Origin of the sequence: Microvirga lenta (assembly GCF_020532555.1) — a bacterium.
Taxonomy (GTDB): domain Bacteria; phylum Pseudomonadota; class Alphaproteobacteria; order Rhizobiales; family Beijerinckiaceae; genus Microvirga; species Microvirga lenta.
In genome coordinates this window covers 140255-157081 of the sequence record NZ_JAJBBR010000013.1, presented here as the reverse complement: position 1 = coordinate 157081, position 16827 = coordinate 140255, and the positions used below count along the sequence as shown (strand labels likewise).

Here is a 16827-nt window from a genome sequence, read left to right as displayed (position 1 = left end):
AGAGCCTGACTTTTTATAGGCCCGGACTGCATCCGAGCAAGGTGCTCATGCAATCGGTCCTCGGGAAAGGAGCGCCATGGGGTCCCCTGGCGCATCCAGGTCACGTCCGTCCGGGCGCAGCACTTTCCCGCAGTCGGCAAGAACCGATCCGGCTGCTCCGAGTTGACGGCGAAGGGCCTCACCCCGGAGAAGAGACATGCCTGCCCCCAAAGTGCTCATCGTCGCCACCTCGCACGACCGGTTGGGATCCGCCGGCCACCGAACCGGTGTCTGGCTGGAGGAACTTGCCACCCCCTATTACACCCTGCTCGACGGAGGCGCGGAAATCACTCTCGTCTCCATCAAGGGCGGAGCGATCCCGTGGGACCCGCGCAGTCTGCCTGCGGAGGCCGGCGAAGGGCCAGGCGAGAAACCGGAGGAACAGCAGGAGGTGCCGGCCTCCGTGCACCGCTTCCTCGAGGACGAGCAGGTCATGCAACTGGCCCGCAATTCCCCTGCCCTCGGCAGCGTCGATGCAGCCTCCTTCGACGCAGTCTTCCTGCCGGGCGGGCACGGACCGATGTGGGATGCCGCCAATGACGAGACGCTCGCCCGCCTCATCGGGACCATGTTCGACCAGGGCAAGGTCGTTGCCGCGGTCTGCCACGGACCGGCGGGGCTCGTGCAGGCAAAGCGGCAGGATGGCCGCCCCATCGTCGAAGGCCTTCGTGTGAGCGCCTTCACGAACACCGAGGAGGAGGCCGTCGGCCTGACGACGGTGGTGCCCTTTCTGCTGGAGGACCGGCTCAAGGAGCTTGGCGGCCGTTTCGAGCGGGGGCCGGATTGGCAGCCCTTCGCGGTTCAGGACCGCAATCTGATCACGGGACAGAATCCCCAGTCGTCCGAACTGGTCGCCCGTCACGTCCTCACGGCCGTCGAGCGCGACACCCGAGGGTGATCCTGTACAGGGCCCATGGGAACCGGAGCCGTGACGGAGCTCGCTGGCTGTGGCGGCTCAGCCGGCAATGCGCCGAACATCTCCGGTGTCCGACCCCGCTCCGTGACCTGGAGCAGTCCCCGGAGCAGTCCCCTCGGACGGGAGCGTGATGACGATCTCGCAGGCAAGCCCCGGTGCCGGATACGTAATCCTTACCTCCCCGCCGTGCTCGCGTGTCAGGCTCCGTTCGATGAGACGCGAGCCGAACCCTTTCTGCTGAGGCTCGGAAACCGCAGGACCACCACTCTCCTGCCACGTCAGCTTCAAGCGGACGCTCTCTGGCGTCTCGTCCACAGACCAGACGATCGCAACCCGCCCCTCGGCAACCGAGAGCGCCCCATACTTGACCGCGTTCGTCAACAGCTCGTGCAAGGTCATTGCCAGAGAGAGCGCTACGGACGGAGAGAGGCGGACGGGCGGACCCTCGACCGTGAACCGGGCATGGCCGATCGAGCTGAATGGCGCGGTGGCTTGAGCGACGATCTCGCGGAGGTCTGCCCCGTCCCAACTCTCACGCGTGAGAACATCGTGCGCCTTGGACAGAGCGATCAGGCGCGCTTCGAAGGCCTCACGCACCTCCGGCCGCCAATCGTTTGCTCGGAATGCCTGCGCCGCTATCGACTGAACGGTCGCCAAAGTGTTCTTGACCCGGTGGTTCAGCTCGTTGATCAGCAACCGCCGCCGGGCGTCGGCCCGCACGCGCTCCAGCGCGCTCCAGGTTCTCTCGGCGACCTCCTCGCACAACTCTCGCTCGCTGGGTGTCCAGCGCCGGGGCGTAGCCTGGTGCACGAACAGGAAACCCCTGAGCCGCCCATCGCGCACGAGGGGAACAGTGATTGAGCCGATCGCCTCGATGCTCTCATAGACCTGCACCGCGGACTTCGTCCGGTGATCGGTGCGAGCGTCGTCGACGACAAAGGTCCGCCCCATCTTGAGTTCGACGAAGGCATCTCCGAATGCATCGGTGCGATACCGCTGACGGCTCTCCTGGACACCCTCGGGGCGCCAAGCTGTAAGGACGGTCGCCCACACCTCCCCTTCGTTGATCTCGCTGTATCCGACGCAGGACACCTTCAGGTGAAGGCCGAGAAGTTCGGCGACCGTCCGCAGGAGCTCGCCCGGCCTGCCGACGTCGCGAATGCGGTCTGCAAGGGTCAGGAGAAACGTCTCGCGAATCTCCTGCTCCTTGATCTCCGTGATATCGAGATTGGCCCCGACCATGCGGCGGGGAGTTCCATTCTCGCCCGGTATGGTCCGGCCCCGGACCAGGATCCAACGAACTGCGCCGTTTGGAGCGACGATCCGGAACTCGTTGGTGAACGGCCCCAGACGTGCGCTGTGGCCCTTTGTCGTACGATCGGTTTCCTCGCGATCCTCCGGGTGGAGGATCCGCAGCCAAGCCCCATACGGGTCGGACGCGGCGCTCTCGGGATCCAGGCCGAACAGCTCATACATCTGCCGCGACCAGCTGATCTGGTTTGCGGCGAGGTCCCATTCCCAGACACCGATACGGGCTGCATCCTGAGCGATCAGCAGGCGCTCCTCGCTATCCCGCAAGGCCTGGGCCGCCTTGTTGCGCTCCTCATCGCGTGCAGCCAGTTCGGATGCCATGGCATTGAAGGCGGACCCGAGTCTGGCCAGCTCAGAGCCCTTGCCTTCGAGCGGTGTCCGGGACGTGAGGTCGCCGGCCCGAAGCCGCTCTGCGGCATCTACGAGGCTGCGGATCGGGTTTTGAAGGAATGTCCGTCCGCCGAGCCAAGCGGCGCTCATGGCGACGATAGCCGTGAGAGCGATCAACACGAGATTTCGGCGGGTGGTCTGACGGATCGGCTCCAGGGCGACATCCTGCGAGAGCCCGACGGCCACGCCCACGCCCTCCGGGGCCTCCGGAATGGCCGTGAAGCCCAGGATCCGCGCGACTCCATCTGCCGTGTGGGCGGCCTGCGACCGCAGGGTCCCACCGCGTTCGGCCCGCAGTTCAGGATAGCGAGACAGAGAGGTGCCCTCACGATCCCGGTTGGGCAGACGGACCAGAATGGTGCCATTGCGGTCGACGATCGTGATCGACGTTGCCGGTGGAAACTCCTTTGCCTTCTCGACGAAGTAGGCGCCCAGCCAGTCGAGCCGCAGACCGGAGGCAACGACCCCGACCGGTTTCCCGTTGGCGTCCTCGATACGCTCGGCGAATGGGAGGATCGGCACCGAACTCCCGCGGCCGACGGTGTATTCTCCAAGGTAGCTGTCCGAGGTTCCGAGAGCGGCACGCAGGCTTGGAGTGGCAGCCGGATCGACACGGATGTTGAGCCCGCAGGCGCCCTGCCCATCGACCCGGATCACTCCCAGCCGGGAGAGATTGGGGTGACTCGCCGCCAGATTCGAGAGGTACTGGGTACACTCCTCGCCCCGCAGACTCTGCACGGCGGGAGCCTTTGCGGCGGCCCCAAGGGTGCTCCGGACGGCGGCGAAGATGCGGTCGAGTTCGCCCGAGACGAGCCGGGAGTAGCGCAGGGCGTTGGCCTCGACTTGCGCCTCGGCCGCCTGGCGCAGTTGCCAGTCATTGTAGAGCACCAGGCCGAAAGCGGGCGCCGCGGCGAGGACCACCAGCAGGTATAGACGCGTCAGCAAACTCAAGACTTGGGCTCCCGGAAGCTCGGGTGGGGAAAGGACATCTAGGGGAGCCGGATTTGCCGGCTATCCTCAACGGAATTCTGCAGTGTCGTCGCTAACGTTGATGCTCAAGCAGCGCACCAAACGCAACCGGTGAGAGCCGATAGCATTTCCTCGCCTGCATGGGCTTTCATTCACCCGGTCCTGTCTACGGCGCGATCTTCCATCAGATCTGTCGCTGAATTCGTCCGAGGCAGATTGACACGCAGTCGGGACCTCCGCCGACGATGAATGCGCTTGTGAACAGCTCGAGGCCAAGATCGCGCCGTTATCGCCCGGCAGGATCGGCCGGTTCAGGGGGCAGGCTGGGCATAATCTTCCTCCATAGCATCCGCAATTGGCGCAGACTTGGTCTAATTCAGATCAATATCAGACTAACAATAACCTGTGTTAATCTTGGCCGACAGGCACCCGTATTCTGAATTGGTCCATGGAACAACAAGAGCTGCTCATGAATTAAGCAGCCCCGAGGCTCTCTCTAACCGCTCTTAATCATTCAACATCAAGTTTAAAAAGACGGCGGTCTACGTTTCGCGCCGCCGCCTTCTTAAGGTTCGGCCAGGAGTTCAGATACATGGGCGATGATCAGTCGCTGGCAGGCTCTGGAGAAGCCGTGGTCCTGCAGCAGGGGCACAAGCAAAAGGATGACACCTACAGATCGCCAGGCGAGGCGTCGACGAGTCCGATGAATGTGATTGAACGGGGTGTCTATCGCGGCGCCCATCTCTACAGCCTGACCCCGATGATCCGGTTCAAACTGGATCTCGGCGCGTTGGAGCAATGGCCTTCCAATCTCCTCCCCGGCTTCACGGAGCGGCTCCTGGCTTTCCTGCCCGGGCTGCACCAGCACGGCTGCTCCTTCCACGAGCCCGGAGGCTTCGTACGACGTCTGGAGGAAGGCACCTGGTTGGGCCACGTCGCCGAGCATGTCGCCATCGAACTCCAATCCCTGACCGGCATCCGCGTAACCCGCGGCAAGACTCGGTCCGTCCGGGGGGAGCCCGGCGTCTACAATGTCATGTATTCCTACCAGGAGGAGGATACAGGCTTGCTTGCGGGCCGGCTCGCTCTCCAGCTCGTGGACTCGCTGTTGCCGCCAGAGCTTCAGGGCGTGCGGGGGCTTGATCGGATTTACAGGGACGAGGATGAGCCTGCACTGCAGGGCGGCTTCGATCTGCAATCCGCCCTCAAGGCACTCAAGTATGTCCACCGCCGCAAGGCACTCGGTCCGACGACGCAGTCGCTCGTGCTGGAGGCTGAGCGCCGGGGGATTCCCGTCATACGCCTCGACGACCAGAGCCTCGTCCAGCTCGGTACGGGCCGGCACCAGAAACGCATTCGTGCCAGCATCACGAGCCTGACTCCCTCCATCTCCACCGATGCGGCCAGCGACAAGGATCTTACCAAAGCAATTCTCTCGGATGCGGGCATTCCCGTTCCGAGAGGCGATGTCGTGCGGAGTGCCGGCGATGCGGTTCGTGCCGCTGAACGGATCGGCTATCCGGTTGTCGTCAAACCCCTCGACGGCAATCACGGGAGAGGTGTCAGCATCGATCTCTCGACGCCCGAGGCCGTCACGCAGGCGTTCGAGGAAGCGGCGCGGCACAGCAGGCGCGTGATCGTCGAAAGCTGCTTCACAGGCCGGGATCATCGGATTCTCGTCGTGAACGGCGAAGTCGTCGCCGTCGCGGAGCGCGTCCCGGCCCATGTGGTGGGCGACGGCAGGCGCAGCATTGCCGCTCTCGTGGAGGAAGTGAACCAGGACCCCCGCCGCGGCGAGGGCCACGAGAATGTCATGACTCGGATCACGGTCGGCGACCATGCCCGCGGAGTGCTGGCGAAGGCGGGCCTGACACCAGAGAGCGTGCCCGAGCTCGGCCAAGTCGTTTACCTGTGCGACACGGCGAACCTCTCCACCGGCGGCACGGCCGTCGACCGGACCGATGACATTCACCCTGACAATGCGCTGATCGCCCGGCGGGCTGCCCGTGCCATCGGCCTCGACGTCGCCGGGATCGACTTCATCGCGCCGGATATCACCCGTTCGGTGCGCGAGACAGGCGGCGGAATTATCGAGGTCAATGCGGCCCCCGGGTTCCGAATGCATCTGCAGCCCTCAGAAGGACGGCCGCGCAACGTGGCGCGGCCCGTCGTCGACATGTTGTTCCCCCGGGGAGCTCCGACCCGCATTCCGGTCCTTGCAATCACGGGCACCAACGGCAAGTCCACCACGGCACGCATGGTCGGCCATATCCTGCGCGCCAACGGATTGAACGTCGGCCTCACCTCGACGACGGGCATTTACGTGAACGGCGACAGGATCGTGGAGGCGGATGCTTCGGGCCCCTGGAGCGCCCGCGTCATCCTCAAGGATCCGACCGTGGACGTGGCGGTGCTGGAGACCGCGCGCGGCGGCATCCTGCGCGAGGGCCTCGGCTTTACCGAGTGCGACGTCGGCTTGGTGACGAACGTTCAGCCGGATCATCTTGGCCTCAAGGGCATCGACACGATCGAGGACCTTGCCTGGGTTAAGTCGGTCGTTGTCGAGGCGGTGCACCGGAACGGCACCAGCATACTCAATGCCGACGATCCGATGACGGTCGGCATGCGCCGGCGGGCCGGTGGCCGGATCGGGTATTTTTCCCTGCATGGCGGAGCCGACATGCCGGATTTTCTGCGCGAGCATATCGAAGACGGCGGCTTCGCGGTCGTACGTGAGCCCGGGCGTGGGAACGGCGGTGAAATCGTGATTCACGAGGACGGCGACAGCATCCAGCTGATGCGGGCCTCCGAGATCCCGGCGACTCTCGACGGGCTCGCGGAGTTCAACGTGCAGAACGCCTTGGGGGCCGTGGCCATGGCTTATGCCCAAGGCGTCCCGGTCAACATCATTCGCATGGCCCTGTCGACCTACACGACCTCGTTCGAGCACAGCCCCGGTCGCCTCAACGTCTTCGACGGTCACGGCTTCCGCGTCATCCTCGATTATGCTCATAATCCGGCCGGCCTGCAGGCATTGGGCGACCTCATCTTGAAGATGCGCCCGCGCCACAGGCGCGTGATCGGCATGATCAACATTCCCGGCGACCGCCGTGACGACGACATGCGCGAGATGGGAGCCCTAGCTACGCGGTACTTCGACGAGATCATCTTCCGCGAGGATCCGGCTCGCCGCGGACGCAGGCCCGGCGAGATCGTTGCTCTGCTGGCGGAAGGTGCATTGTCGGCAGGTTTTCCGGAGCAGCGGATCAGCCTCATCCTGGAGGAAGACGAGGCGGCCGATCTGTGTCTCAGGATGGCCCAGCCGGGCGATCTCGTGGTGCTCACGCCGACCGATGTCGAAGCCATGTGGCAGCAGGTGCTCGACTTCCGGATTCCGCCGACGTCCCGTTTCGAGGTCGAAATCGACAGGGCGGATGAGCAATCGGCATCGTGGAAGAGGAGCGCCTGACGACGGGCGGGTGCGGCCGCCTTCCTCGTCCGTCCAGACGGGCAGGCAGCCGCACAGCCGACCCGCCTTTCCAATGCAGTCGCCGACGAAAGGCAGCTGGTCGAGGAGACTAATCGGGACCATGAAGAACCGCACGAGCACGAATTCCAAGGGCCCTCTGATCATCATCGGCGGCGGAGAGGACAAGGTGGGGGAGCGCACCATCCTGCGCGAGGTTGCCAAGCATCTGAACGGTGGCCGGCTCGTCATCGCCACCGTCGCATCGCACGAGCCCGAAGGCTATTTCGACGCTTATCAGAAGGCGTTCGCCGATCTCGGCGTGACCGACCTGGTGGAGCTTTATGTGAAGGATCGCGCCGAAACCCTCGATCCGGACAAGCTGAGCCTCTTCGAAGGAACTGCCGGCGTGTTCTTCTCAGGCGGCGACCAGCTGCGGATCTCCAGCCAGATCGGCGATACACCCATCGAGCAGCGGGTGCGCGAAATCCACGAGCGCGGAGGACTCCTTGCGGGGACGTCGGCGGGCGCATCGGTGATGAGCGAAACCATGCTGGTGAAGGGCACGAGCGGAGAGTCCTACAAAATCGGAGATCTGCACATGGCACCGGGCCTCGGCCTAGTCCGCAACATGATCATCGACCAGCATTTCGCCGAGCGGGGACGGTTCGGGCGCCTGTTCGGAGCCGTGGCGCACAACCCGCGCGAACTCGGGATCGGCATCGACGAGGATACTGCCCTCGTGTTCGAGGACGAACGCTTCGATGTCATCGGGAATGGCTGCGTCTATGTCGTCGACGGTGCCGGGGTCACCCATTCCAACATCGCGGAAGCCGAACCCGAACGGTCGTTGTCGATGTACGATGTTCGCCTGCACGTGCTGAGCTCCGGCGACGTGTTCGATGTCGCAAGACGTCGCCCGACCGCAGTGCCCGACGTCCAGAAGAGCCATGCCATCGAGGCGCAGGTCACAGGGTGACGATTAGCAGCCGAGCTCCCGCACGGCCCGGCTTAGCGTCGGCAAGTCTGCGCCCCTGCTCACCGGTCGCCCAGCGCCCGCCGCCTGTCCCTCCCCCTCCGTCAGCTCGCTTCGGAGCTGGTCCGTCGATGAAGGACTGGGATTGATCCAAGTCTCGGCCGCAGGCCGGCAAATGCCTGCGATCCTCCCGTGAACTCGATAGCAAGAGAAACAGGTGCGCGCCGGAAAGCATTGTATTCCATTGTACGATGTCTACGCGCAGATCTGAGGCTGTACCGATACTGCGTGAGCTGTCTGCACGGTTACCGGCCCGCATAAACATGGGTTAATGTTATACGTTATTCGATCCTTGGAGATCTTGGACATAAGTGGGCAGCGACGGAGATCCGGCCGATCCGAAAGAACCAATTAACCCAGTATAAAGACAGCTATTTACCTCCGTGTGAAGGGAGCCCATCACGGAAACCAACTCGATGGCGTCACTCCAGTCTCCCCCTCCCTTCCCGCTTGTGCTCAAGTTGGAGAGCATTACGGATCTCTCACCTGAAGAGAGGCAGGCGCTTTTGGGACTACCCTTGCGTGTGCAGGAATTCAGAGCCGACCAAGACGTCGTGAGGGAGGGCGATCGGCCCATTCAGTGCTGCCTGATCCTGGAGGGCTTCGCCTGCCGGTACAAGCTTACCGAGAAGGGCAAGCGACAGATCTTTGCGTTTCATACGCCAGGCGACATTCCCGATCTGCAGAGCCTACACCTGAAAACGATGGACCATTCGCTGGGGACCCTGACGCCCTGCAAGATCGCCTTCATCCAGCACGAGCACCTGCGTGAGCTGTTCCGTCAACATCCCCGCCTGGCAGAGGTGTTCTGGCGGGACACCCTCATCGATGCGGCGATCTTCCGGGAGTGGATGCTCGGGATCGGCCGCCGCTCGGCCAGAACCCGCTTGGCGCATCTTCTGTGCGAGCTTTTCATGCGGCTGAAGGTGATCGGTCTGGCAGGAAGCAACAGCATTCCGCTGCCGCTTTCCCAGGCTGAAATGGGGGATGCCCTCGGTCTCTCGACCGTTCACATCAACCGCACCCTGCAGGAGCTCAGGGGAGAGGATCTCGTGGCCTGGGACGGCGGGATCCTGACCATTCTCAACTGGGAGGGACTCATGCAGGCAGGTGAGTTCGATACCACCTACCTGCATCTGCAAGACTGCGCGGCTGCCTGAGACCTATCCTTCAGCCGTCCGCCCCTCTTCCGCCGTGCCTGGGCGACGAAGCCGCGAAGACGCTCATCGCACGCCGCGGCGCCTGGTGCCTTTGCCGGAAGACCGGCTCGGTCACCCTTGCGCCTTCTCCCGCCCGCGCGTGGTGATTGCCACCACCCGCTCGCGTGCCGGTCCCTGCTGCCTGATGGAACGCACGAGCCCTTGCCGCTCGAGGCCGGCGACGACGGCAAAAGTCGTCCCGATGGGGATGCTCAGGCGGGACGAGACATCATGGACCGGCGTCCGGGTTCGCTCGGCAACATCCTGCAGAACATCAGGGCCGTATCTCCGCGTGAGTCCGTCGCCTTGACCGAAGAGATTCGAGAACCTGTTCAACAGCGGGACCCTGGCTCCAAGCCGCCGTGCCAGATCCGGTGCGCCGATGGCGCCGAACGAGCCTCTGCGCCATGCTGCGAAAACGAGCGCCCCCGCAGCCGCCCCGGCCATCGCTCCCAGGAGAATGCCGGACGAAGCCCAGCCGTAATACCCACCGCGCAACGCTTCGGACTTCTCCTCTATGAACTCATGGCGGATATCGTGAACCTGCTCGTCATGCAGGAGTTCGCGCGCGGCGGGAAAAAGTTCATGCTCCTCACGATGGAAGTGCTCCTCGATCAGGGCGGCCAAATCCCGGAATCTCATGGTCCAGTCACGGCTGCCCTTGTCGTGAACGCGGGCGAGCTCACCGAGCCGCCTCTCGATTTCCTCATGCTCGTGCTCAAGCTCGGCGATGAGGTGTTCCGTACGGTCGTGGTCCTCGAGCGCATCGTAGAGACTTTCCTCTTCCGCCTCCATGTGCCGCCGGAGTTCGTCATGCAACTCGCTAAACAGCCGGTCCCGGCTCCTGACGCCGCCGTCCGGCAGGGCACGGGGGATCTCCCCACATAATTCTGCAATGTTGGCATGGTCGTTCGTGATCAGATGCCAGAGATCCATAACGTCGCTCCCGTGGTGAAAGTCCGTTACCAACGGAAGCTGGGCACGAGCGGTTCCAGCCCGAACGGCGCGGAGCCGGGCTGGCCCGGGATTGTTGCCGGCTGCGGGCTCCTATCGGCGAAAGATGAGGCTAAGGTTGTTGGCAGGCATAGAAATGCGCTCGGCGAGCACCAGCCCGTGGGCTCGGGCGAGTTCCGTCACCTCTTCGAGGTCGCGAACGCCCCATTCCGGATTTCGGCGTTTGAGGTCGCTGTCGAAAGCTTCGTTGCTTGGAGCGGAATGGGCGCCGTTCTCCTTGTAGGCACCGTAGAGATACAGCACACCGCCTGGGGTCAGCACGCGCCCTGCCCCGGCCATCAGCCCCTGCGTCGCCCGCCAGGGCGAGATGTGGACCATATTGATCGCCACGAGGGCGTCCACCCGCTCCACGGTCCATTCCGGCGACGAGGCATCGAGCGTCAGTGGAGCAAGAAGATTGGGCAGCCCGGAAGCGGCCCGATGGGCCGCGATACTGCTCAGGGCCTGCTCCTCACAATCGCTTGGCTGCCATTTCAGGTGCGGCAGCGCCGCAGCGAAATAGACGGCATGCTCACCCGTCCCGCTGGCAATCTCCAGAACGGTTCCGGCCCGAGGAAGAATCCGACGCAGGACAGCGAGGATCGGATCGCGGTTTCGTGCCACCGACGGCGCGGTCAGGCCCCTGTCCGAGTTCTGAGACTCTGTCATTGCCATCGATGAACTCCTTACGGGCACCTGGAGCGGCTCGAGCCGTAATGCCGGACGGAGATGTCGGCACATGACCGGACCTCCTGGAGTTGACACGGTAGGATGACTGTTCTCGTCAGACAACCTCATCCGAGTTGGGACAGCGCCGGCAGGAGGTCCGTTCTCCGCGCTTTCCAGAGATTTCGTGCCGTTGTTCGGCACTCCTCGAGGCGATCTTCATTCCCGCCGCTCAGAGTAAGGAGCGCGGTACTTGCAGTGGCATTGATGATTTCCGTGGCGCGCTCATCCGGCACCGCTCCCGTCCAGACGCCGCGCCAGTAATCGAGGCTTGTCATCCCCGTAAGCGGATATGGCATCGGTTCCGGCATAGCGGGCACGAAGAGGTTCTCTGCTCGTCCATCGACCAAGCGAAGAAGTGTACTTGAGCGGAACGGCGTCGCCTCGGCAGCGTCGCGGCTTCCTGCCAAGACGGTCAGGTTTCTGCATCCGAGGAGCCTGCCCGCATCGCAGTGCAGTTCGCGATAGGCCGGGCGAACCACGCCCATCATGATCGAGGGCGCATCGAGCGGATTGAGCAGCGGCATCAGGGAATTGACCGGCGAGCGCGTCTCGAACAGCCCATACAGCATGTGCAGCCGATGGAGTTGGGACGACATCCCCGCGACGGGCAGGTATGCGATACCGCGCTCGGTGATGGCAGAGGCCGCAGATGCGATGTTCGTGCAAACCGGGATACCGATCGCTTTCGCAGCGGACGTGAACTTGCCTCTCGTACCGCTGCCGCCATCCAGCCCGTGAAGGAGAATTTTGTGGCCCGCCTGTGCCAAAAGCAACGCTGCCTGCAGGAACCAGGGCATTCTGCGGGATTTCGGAGAGATATAGGCAGGCCAGTCGAGATCGATGGGAAGGGTCGCCTCCGCATCTGGGCCCTTGATGTGGGTGCGGGCTGCTCGAACGAAGCCGGCAAGCTCGGCGGCGGTCTCTCCTCTGAAATTGATAACGGAAAGAAGTGCCCCGATCTGGATCGGATCCGCTCCACCTCCGAGAATGGTAGAGAACGCATCCTCCGCCTCGCCCGTGGTGAGAGGGCGGCTGTTCCCGATCCCTGCGCCCACCGTTGCGATGTACGTGGCCAGCCGTTTCTGGGCATCCTCCGCTTTTCCGAGAGTCGCGAGCTTGAGCGCGAAGGCCTCCGGGAAAGGTTCGCCCTCGAGTAAGATGCTCCGTCGTGCGGCCAATGGGGCAGCTTCGATGACGGGCGTTCCCGACCAAGCCGTGGGATCGAGCGTGATGCCGTCGGACGCCCTCCTTTGCGGCCGCGCAAGCGCCTCCGCTTCTGCCGCCAGGGCACGCAGTCTTTGGCGCATGGATTCCGCAAAAGGTGTCGGGATCAGGCGCCGGGCCGAGCGCGTGAAGATCGGATCGTCATAGATCTCCCGGATCTGCCCGAGGAGCCTGCTCATCGCCGGAACGCTCATCTCGAGCCGCTCGGCGGCACGGCTGACGCTTCCTTCCATGAGCAGCGCATCCAGCGCCAGGAGGAGCCGGAGGCGCCCGAGTTTCAAACCAGGTTCATGTGGCGGCGAAGTCAAAATTGCTACGTTTCAAAAGCCGGTTCGCGACGACCGGGCAGTCCTTTGCCAATATCGGTGTACACCGCCTATTCCCCATTCCGAGAAGTCTTTCAAGCCGCGGCAAGTATTTTAGAGCTATTATAAATTGCGTTTTCCTGAACTCAGAATGACTCTCAAACATATCCGTTGACCCTGTTCTTCAGCAGTAACTAGTAGCTGCCATCACTTGGACTTCTGATGGGTTTGGGGCAAATGGCGAGACTTTGCGTTTCTGTTCGGCGGGATATGGGCATTGGACGTACACGGAGAGCGAAAACGAGCCGGATGCTCGGGTTCCTCGCTTGCACCAGCCTGTCGGCGGCGCTGCTCGTCAGCTCGGGCGCGATTGCCCAAACGGTGGATGGTAGCCCGGTCGCCACTGACGGAGATGTGATAGCGCTGGATCAAATCGTCGTCACCGCCGCAGGTTTCGAGCAGAGCGTCAAGGATGCCCCGGCGAGCATCTCGGTCATCACCCGCGAAGAGCTCGAGAAGGGCTCCTTCCGCGACCTGACGGACGCCTTGAGGGAGGTCCAGGGCGTCGCCGTGACGGGGGTCGCCAACGAGAAAGACATCTTCATTCGCGGCCTCCCCGGAACCTACACCCTGATCCTTGTCGACGGAAAGCGTCAGAACACCCGCGACGCTCGCACAAACGGCAGCTCGGGTTTCGAGCAGAGCTTCATCCCTCCCGTCGCCGCCATCGAGCGTATCGAAGTTGTGCGCGGTCCGATGTCGTCCCTCTACGGCTCCGATGCCATGGGAGGCGTGATCAATATCATCACGCGCAAGGTATCCGACACTTGGCGCGGGACAGTCACCACGGACGGCACGCTCCAGCAACACGATTATTTCGGGAATTCGGCTCAAGGCTCCTTCTACACGAGCGGTCCGCTGATCCACCGGATGCTGGGACTCCAGCTCTGGGGCCGTGGCTATGGCCGCGGCGAGGACGACATCCTGAGCGGCATCACCGGGGCACGCGAGGGCAACATCGCAGGGCGCCTGACGTTCACGCCCAACGAGAACCATGACCTGATGCTGGAAAGCGGCTTCACCCGCATCCGCCGATCCGCCTCGAAATGGCGCACGCTCGAGCCAACCGGCAACGACACCTACAATGACAACGACCGGAAGTACTGGTCGCTGACCCATGAGGGCCGGTGGGGACCCACGACCTCGAACTTCTCCATCATGCAGGAATGGGCTGAGCGGCGAGCCTATGCGGAGAGCCCGCGAACCTTTCTCTTCGAGAAGAACCGGCGTTCACCCGAAATTAGGAATACGGTCGTCGACGGCAAATTCACGACCCCCTACAGCCTGTTTGGGACGCATACCCTGGTGACCGGAGGTCAGTGGTTCAATGCTATGCTCACGGACCAGAATCCCGGTCGCCGAACCGGCATTGACGAGAAGTTCGAGATCAACCAGTGGGCCCTCTTCGCAGAGGATGAATGGCGTCTCACCGACACATTCACGATCACGAACGGCCTGCGCATGGATCACCACGAGATCTATGGCTCTCACTACAGCCCGCGCAGCTACGGCGTTTGGCACGCAACCGAGAACTTGACCGTGAAGGGCGGGGTATCCACGGGCTTTCGCGCCCCTGAAATCCGCCAGATTGCGCCAGGTTATGCCTACACGACCGGCGGCGGCGGCTGCTCGTACGGTCCCAACGGAACCTGCGGCGTCATCATTGCCAACGAGAACCTACGGGCGGAAACGAGCACGAGCTACGAAATCGGCGCCGTGTGGGACAACCTCGACGGGTTCACGGCCAGTGCGACGTATTTCTATACGGACTTCAAGAACAAGATCAGCAATGCGCTGGTGCTGGACGATGCCGGAAACCCAGTACGCTGGTCGGAGGACCCGAACTACCGGCTCTGGTACAGCTACAACATCGACGATGCGGTCATCCAGGGCGTCGAACTGGCTGCCACATGGCGCGCGACCGACACGATCTCGTTCCGCGGCAGCTACACGTTTACGGATTCCGAGCAGAAGACCGGCGACTATGCCGGCTTCCCACTCGCCCGCACTCCCAAGCACATGGCCAATGCGCGCCTGGATTGGATCACCCCCGTCTCCGGCCTGGCGACGTGGGCCGCGGTGAATTATCACGGCTCCGAGATCGTGGGTGGCGCTCGGATCGGGACCAACGGCACGCCGGTGGTCATCAACGGCGTCTCCGGTCGCAAGTACGACGCGTACGCCACGATGGATGTCGGCCTGTCCTACGGCTTTACGGAACGGCTGACCCTGAATGCCGCCGTCTACAATGTCTTCGACAAAGAGATCGAACCCACCGATTACAACACGGTCGTCGAGGGGCGTCGCCTTTGGGTGAGCATGTCGGCGAATTTCTGATCCGCCTCCCCCCACCTCCCGGTTCCGAATGCCGGTCGCAGCAGGCAAGGACAAGCATGACATACGACAGCAAGCCAGATCTTCACGAGCCGCCGCGCCGGCGCCCCCAACTGCGGAGCTGGACCTTCCAGGTTGTCGCCGGTTTCGACGTGCCGCCCAACATGCGCCGTGTCGTTCTGACGGCGGAGGATATTGATGAATTCGCCTACGAGCCGGGACAGGCCATCGTCATGATGGTCCCCCTGCCGGAGGGAGGAACGGGACGCAGGGACTACACGATCCGCAACATGGACCGTTCGGCAGGGACGATCAGCGTCGATTTCGTGCTCCACGGCGACACGCCGGCTCCCACTTGGGCGCAACAGGCGAAGCCCGGCGATACGATCGAGGTGAAAGGTCCACGCGGCGGCACCACGCTGCGCCCGGACGCGGATTGGCACCTCCTGACCGGAGACGAAACCTGCATCCCGGCCATCGCCCACATTCTTGAGACCATGCCGGAGGGCGCCAAGGCATTCGTCTTCATCGAAGTTGGCGACAGGAACGGCGAGATCGCCTTGAAAACGCAAGCCGATGCGACCGTCACCTGGGTGCATCGCAATGGCGCACCCGCCGGCCCAAGCGAGCTCATGAACGAGGTGGTACAGAGCTTCCCTCTGCCCCCGGGCAAAGGTCACGCCTACATCATCGGCGAGACGAGCAATGTCCGACGCCAGCGGCATACCCTCATCGCGCGGGGGCTCACCCGCGACCAGATCTCATCAGAAGGCTACTGGCGCCCTGGGCGCATCGGCGGCCATGACCATGTCGACGACTGACCCTCTCACGCCAGCGACTGAACACATTCCTGGAGAGCACCATCATGATGAATCTCGCTGCCCGCCTTCCCCACTCCCTTGCCGCCATTCTCGCCGGCGTGCTCGCGTTCGGCGCCCTGCCCGCGGGCGTTCACGCGCAGGATCTCAAGGTCCAGCACGTGAAAGGCGAGGCGACGGTCCCGCTGAAGCCCAAGAAGGTTCTCGCATTCGATCTCGCGTCCCTCGACACGCTGAATGCGCTCGGCGTCGAGGTTGCCGGTGTGCCCACGGCACGCTTTCCGGAGTACCTCGCGAAGTACGGGTCGGACAAGTACGAGAAGGTCGGAACCCTGTTCGAGCCGGACTACGAAGCCGTCAATGCCGCCGAGCCGGACCTGATTATCGTCGGAGGCCGTTCCAGCGCGAAATACGAGGATCTGGCGAAGATTGCCCCGACGATCGATATGACGGTCGACCCCAAGGACTATGTTGGAAGCGTCAAGCGCAATGTTCAGTTGCTCGGCAGGATCTTCGACAAGCAGGCCGAGGCGAATGCGCAATTCGCGAGGTTCGAAGAGTCTGTGGCCGCCCTCCGGCAGGAGGCGTCAAAAGCCGGCAAGGGTCTTCTCGTTCTCACGACCGGCGGCAAGATGAGCGCCTATGGGCCGGGCTCACGGTTCGGGCTGCTGCATAGCGACTTCGGGATCGTCCCAGCCGTCGAGGGACTTGCCACCACGAGCCACGGCCAAGCCGTGAATGCGGAGTTCATTCTCAAGACGAACCCCGACTGGCTCTTCGTGATCGATCGGGACGCGGCTACTGGCCAGGGCGGCGGCGCCGCCAGGAAGGTGCTGGACAACGAACTCGTCGCACAAACCACGGCCTGGAAGAACAATCAGGTCGTCTACCTCGACCCTGTCAACTGGTACCTCATCGGCGGTGGACTGACGGCCATGCAGGCCAGCGTGGACCAGATCGCAAAAGCACTCGCCAAGAAATAAGCTTGAACAGGCTTGCCCGTCAGGGCATTGCGAATCGCGGATCACCTGCGGGTGA

The 16827-nt window shown here is 63.2% G+C and carries 11 protein-coding genes; 7 read left to right on the top strand and 4 right to left on the bottom strand.

Going from position 1 to position 16827, the window contains the following annotated elements; translation table 11 throughout:
* The first annotated feature begins 196 nt into the window (after nucleotides 1–196).
* Complete coding sequence (locus LGR44_RS18675) at nucleotides 197–937, top strand: type 1 glutamine amidotransferase domain-containing protein (protein ID WP_226742223.1); 741 nt, start codon at nucleotides 197–199, stop codon at nucleotides 935–937.
* Between the two features lie 57 nt (nucleotides 938–994).
* Here the strand turns inward: LGR44_RS18675 and LGR44_RS18670 are convergent, their stop codons facing one another.
* Nucleotides 995–3607 carry an HWE histidine kinase domain-containing protein gene (locus LGR44_RS18670; RefSeq protein ID WP_226742222.1) on the bottom strand — a complete coding sequence of 871 codons (2613 nt, stop codon included), beginning with the start codon at nucleotides 3605–3607 and terminating at the stop codon, nucleotides 995–997.
* Between the two features lie 721 nt (nucleotides 3608–4328).
* Between LGR44_RS18670 and cphA the strand changes: the two genes are divergently transcribed.
* From cphA to LGR44_RS18655, 3 genes are all read left to right on the top strand, one after another.
* Entirely contained in the window at nucleotides 4329–7094 is a 2766-nt protein-coding gene (gene cphA / locus LGR44_RS18665; RefSeq protein ID WP_226742221.1) for a cyanophycin synthetase, read from the top strand.
* A 121-nt stretch (nucleotides 7095–7215) separates the two neighbouring features.
* Nucleotides 7216–8070, top strand: coding sequence for a cyanophycinase (locus LGR44_RS18660; RefSeq protein ID WP_226742220.1), 855 nt, complete (start codon nucleotides 7216–7218; stop codon nucleotides 8068–8070).
* A gap of 473 nt (nucleotides 8071–8543) precedes the next feature.
* Nucleotides 8544–9287, top strand: coding sequence for a Crp/Fnr family transcriptional regulator (locus LGR44_RS18655; RefSeq protein ID WP_226742219.1), 744 nt, complete (start codon nucleotides 8544–8546; stop codon nucleotides 9285–9287).
* Between the two features lie 111 nt (nucleotides 9288–9398).
* On the opposite strand, the gene LGR44_RS18650 is transcribed toward LGR44_RS18655, so the two are convergent.
* From LGR44_RS18650 to LGR44_RS18640, 3 genes are all read right to left on the bottom strand, one after another.
* The gene (locus LGR44_RS18650) at nucleotides 9399–10262 is read right to left on the bottom strand and encodes a hemerythrin domain-containing protein (protein WP_226742218.1); all 864 of its coding nucleotides are present in this window, start codon (nucleotides 10260–10262) and stop codon (nucleotides 9399–9401) included.
* Nucleotides 10263–10373: 111 nt separating this feature from the next.
* Nucleotides 10374–10988, bottom strand: a complete 615-nt coding sequence (locus tag LGR44_RS18645; protein WP_404809953.1) for a DUF938 domain-containing protein — start codon at nucleotides 10986–10988, stop codon at nucleotides 10374–10376.
* 125 nt (nucleotides 10989–11113) lie between these two features.
* Complete coding sequence (locus LGR44_RS18640) at nucleotides 11114–12553, bottom strand: glycosyl transferase family protein (RefSeq protein WP_226742216.1); 1440 nt, start codon at nucleotides 12551–12553, stop codon at nucleotides 11114–11116.
* 333 nt (nucleotides 12554–12886) lie between these two features.
* Between LGR44_RS18640 and LGR44_RS18635 the strand changes: the two genes are divergently transcribed.
* Genes LGR44_RS18635 through LGR44_RS18625 form a run of 3 tightly spaced genes read left to right on the top strand, consistent with a single transcriptional unit; the run spans nucleotide 12887 to nucleotide 16772 of the window.
* A complete protein-coding gene (locus tag LGR44_RS18635) occupies nucleotides 12887–14974 on the top strand; it encodes a TonB-dependent receptor domain-containing protein (RefSeq protein WP_226742215.1) in 2088 nt (695 codons plus the stop codon).
* 56 nt (nucleotides 14975–15030) lie between these two features.
* Nucleotides 15031–15792 carry a siderophore-interacting protein gene (locus tag LGR44_RS18630; RefSeq protein WP_226742214.1) on the top strand — a complete coding sequence of 254 codons (762 nt, stop codon included), beginning with the start codon at nucleotides 15031–15033 and terminating at the stop codon, nucleotides 15790–15792.
* 47 nt (nucleotides 15793–15839) lie between these two features.
* Nucleotides 15840–16772 (top strand): siderophore ABC transporter substrate-binding protein, encoded by a 933-nt coding sequence (locus LGR44_RS18625; RefSeq protein WP_226742239.1) that lies wholly within the window; start codon nucleotides 15840–15842, stop codon nucleotides 16770–16772.
* Nucleotides 16773–16827: the final 55 nt, after the last annotated feature.

Coding starts and splice junctions, on each gene's coding strand:
- LGR44_RS18625 (WP_226742239.1), top strand. CDS start 15,840: ATGAATCTCGCTGCCCGCCTTCCCCACTCCCTTGCCGCCATTCTCGCC.
- cphA (WP_226742221.1), top strand. CDS start 4,329: ATGAATGTGATTGAACGGGGTGTCTATCGCGGCGCCCATCTCTACAGC.
- LGR44_RS18675 (WP_226742223.1), top strand. CDS start 197: ATGCCTGCCCCCAAAGTGCTCATCGTCGCCACCTCGCACGACCGGTTG.
- LGR44_RS18630 (WP_226742214.1), top strand. CDS start 15,031: ATGACATACGACAGCAAGCCAGATCTTCACGAGCCGCCGCGCCGGCGC.
- LGR44_RS18645 (WP_404809953.1), bottom strand. CDS start 10,988: ATGACAGAGTCTCAGAACTCGGACAGGGGCCTGACCGCGCCGTCGGTG.
- LGR44_RS18655 (WP_226742219.1), top strand. CDS start 8,544: ATGGCGTCACTCCAGTCTCCCCCTCCCTTCCCGCTTGTGCTCAAGTTG.
- LGR44_RS18635 (WP_226742215.1), top strand. CDS start 12,887: ATGCTCGGGTTCCTCGCTTGCACCAGCCTGTCGGCGGCGCTGCTCGTC.
- LGR44_RS18660 (WP_226742220.1), top strand. CDS start 7,216: ATGAAGAACCGCACGAGCACGAATTCCAAGGGCCCTCTGATCATCATC.
- LGR44_RS18650 (WP_226742218.1), bottom strand. CDS start 10,262: ATGGATCTCTGGCATCTGATCACGAACGACCATGCCAACATTGCAGAA.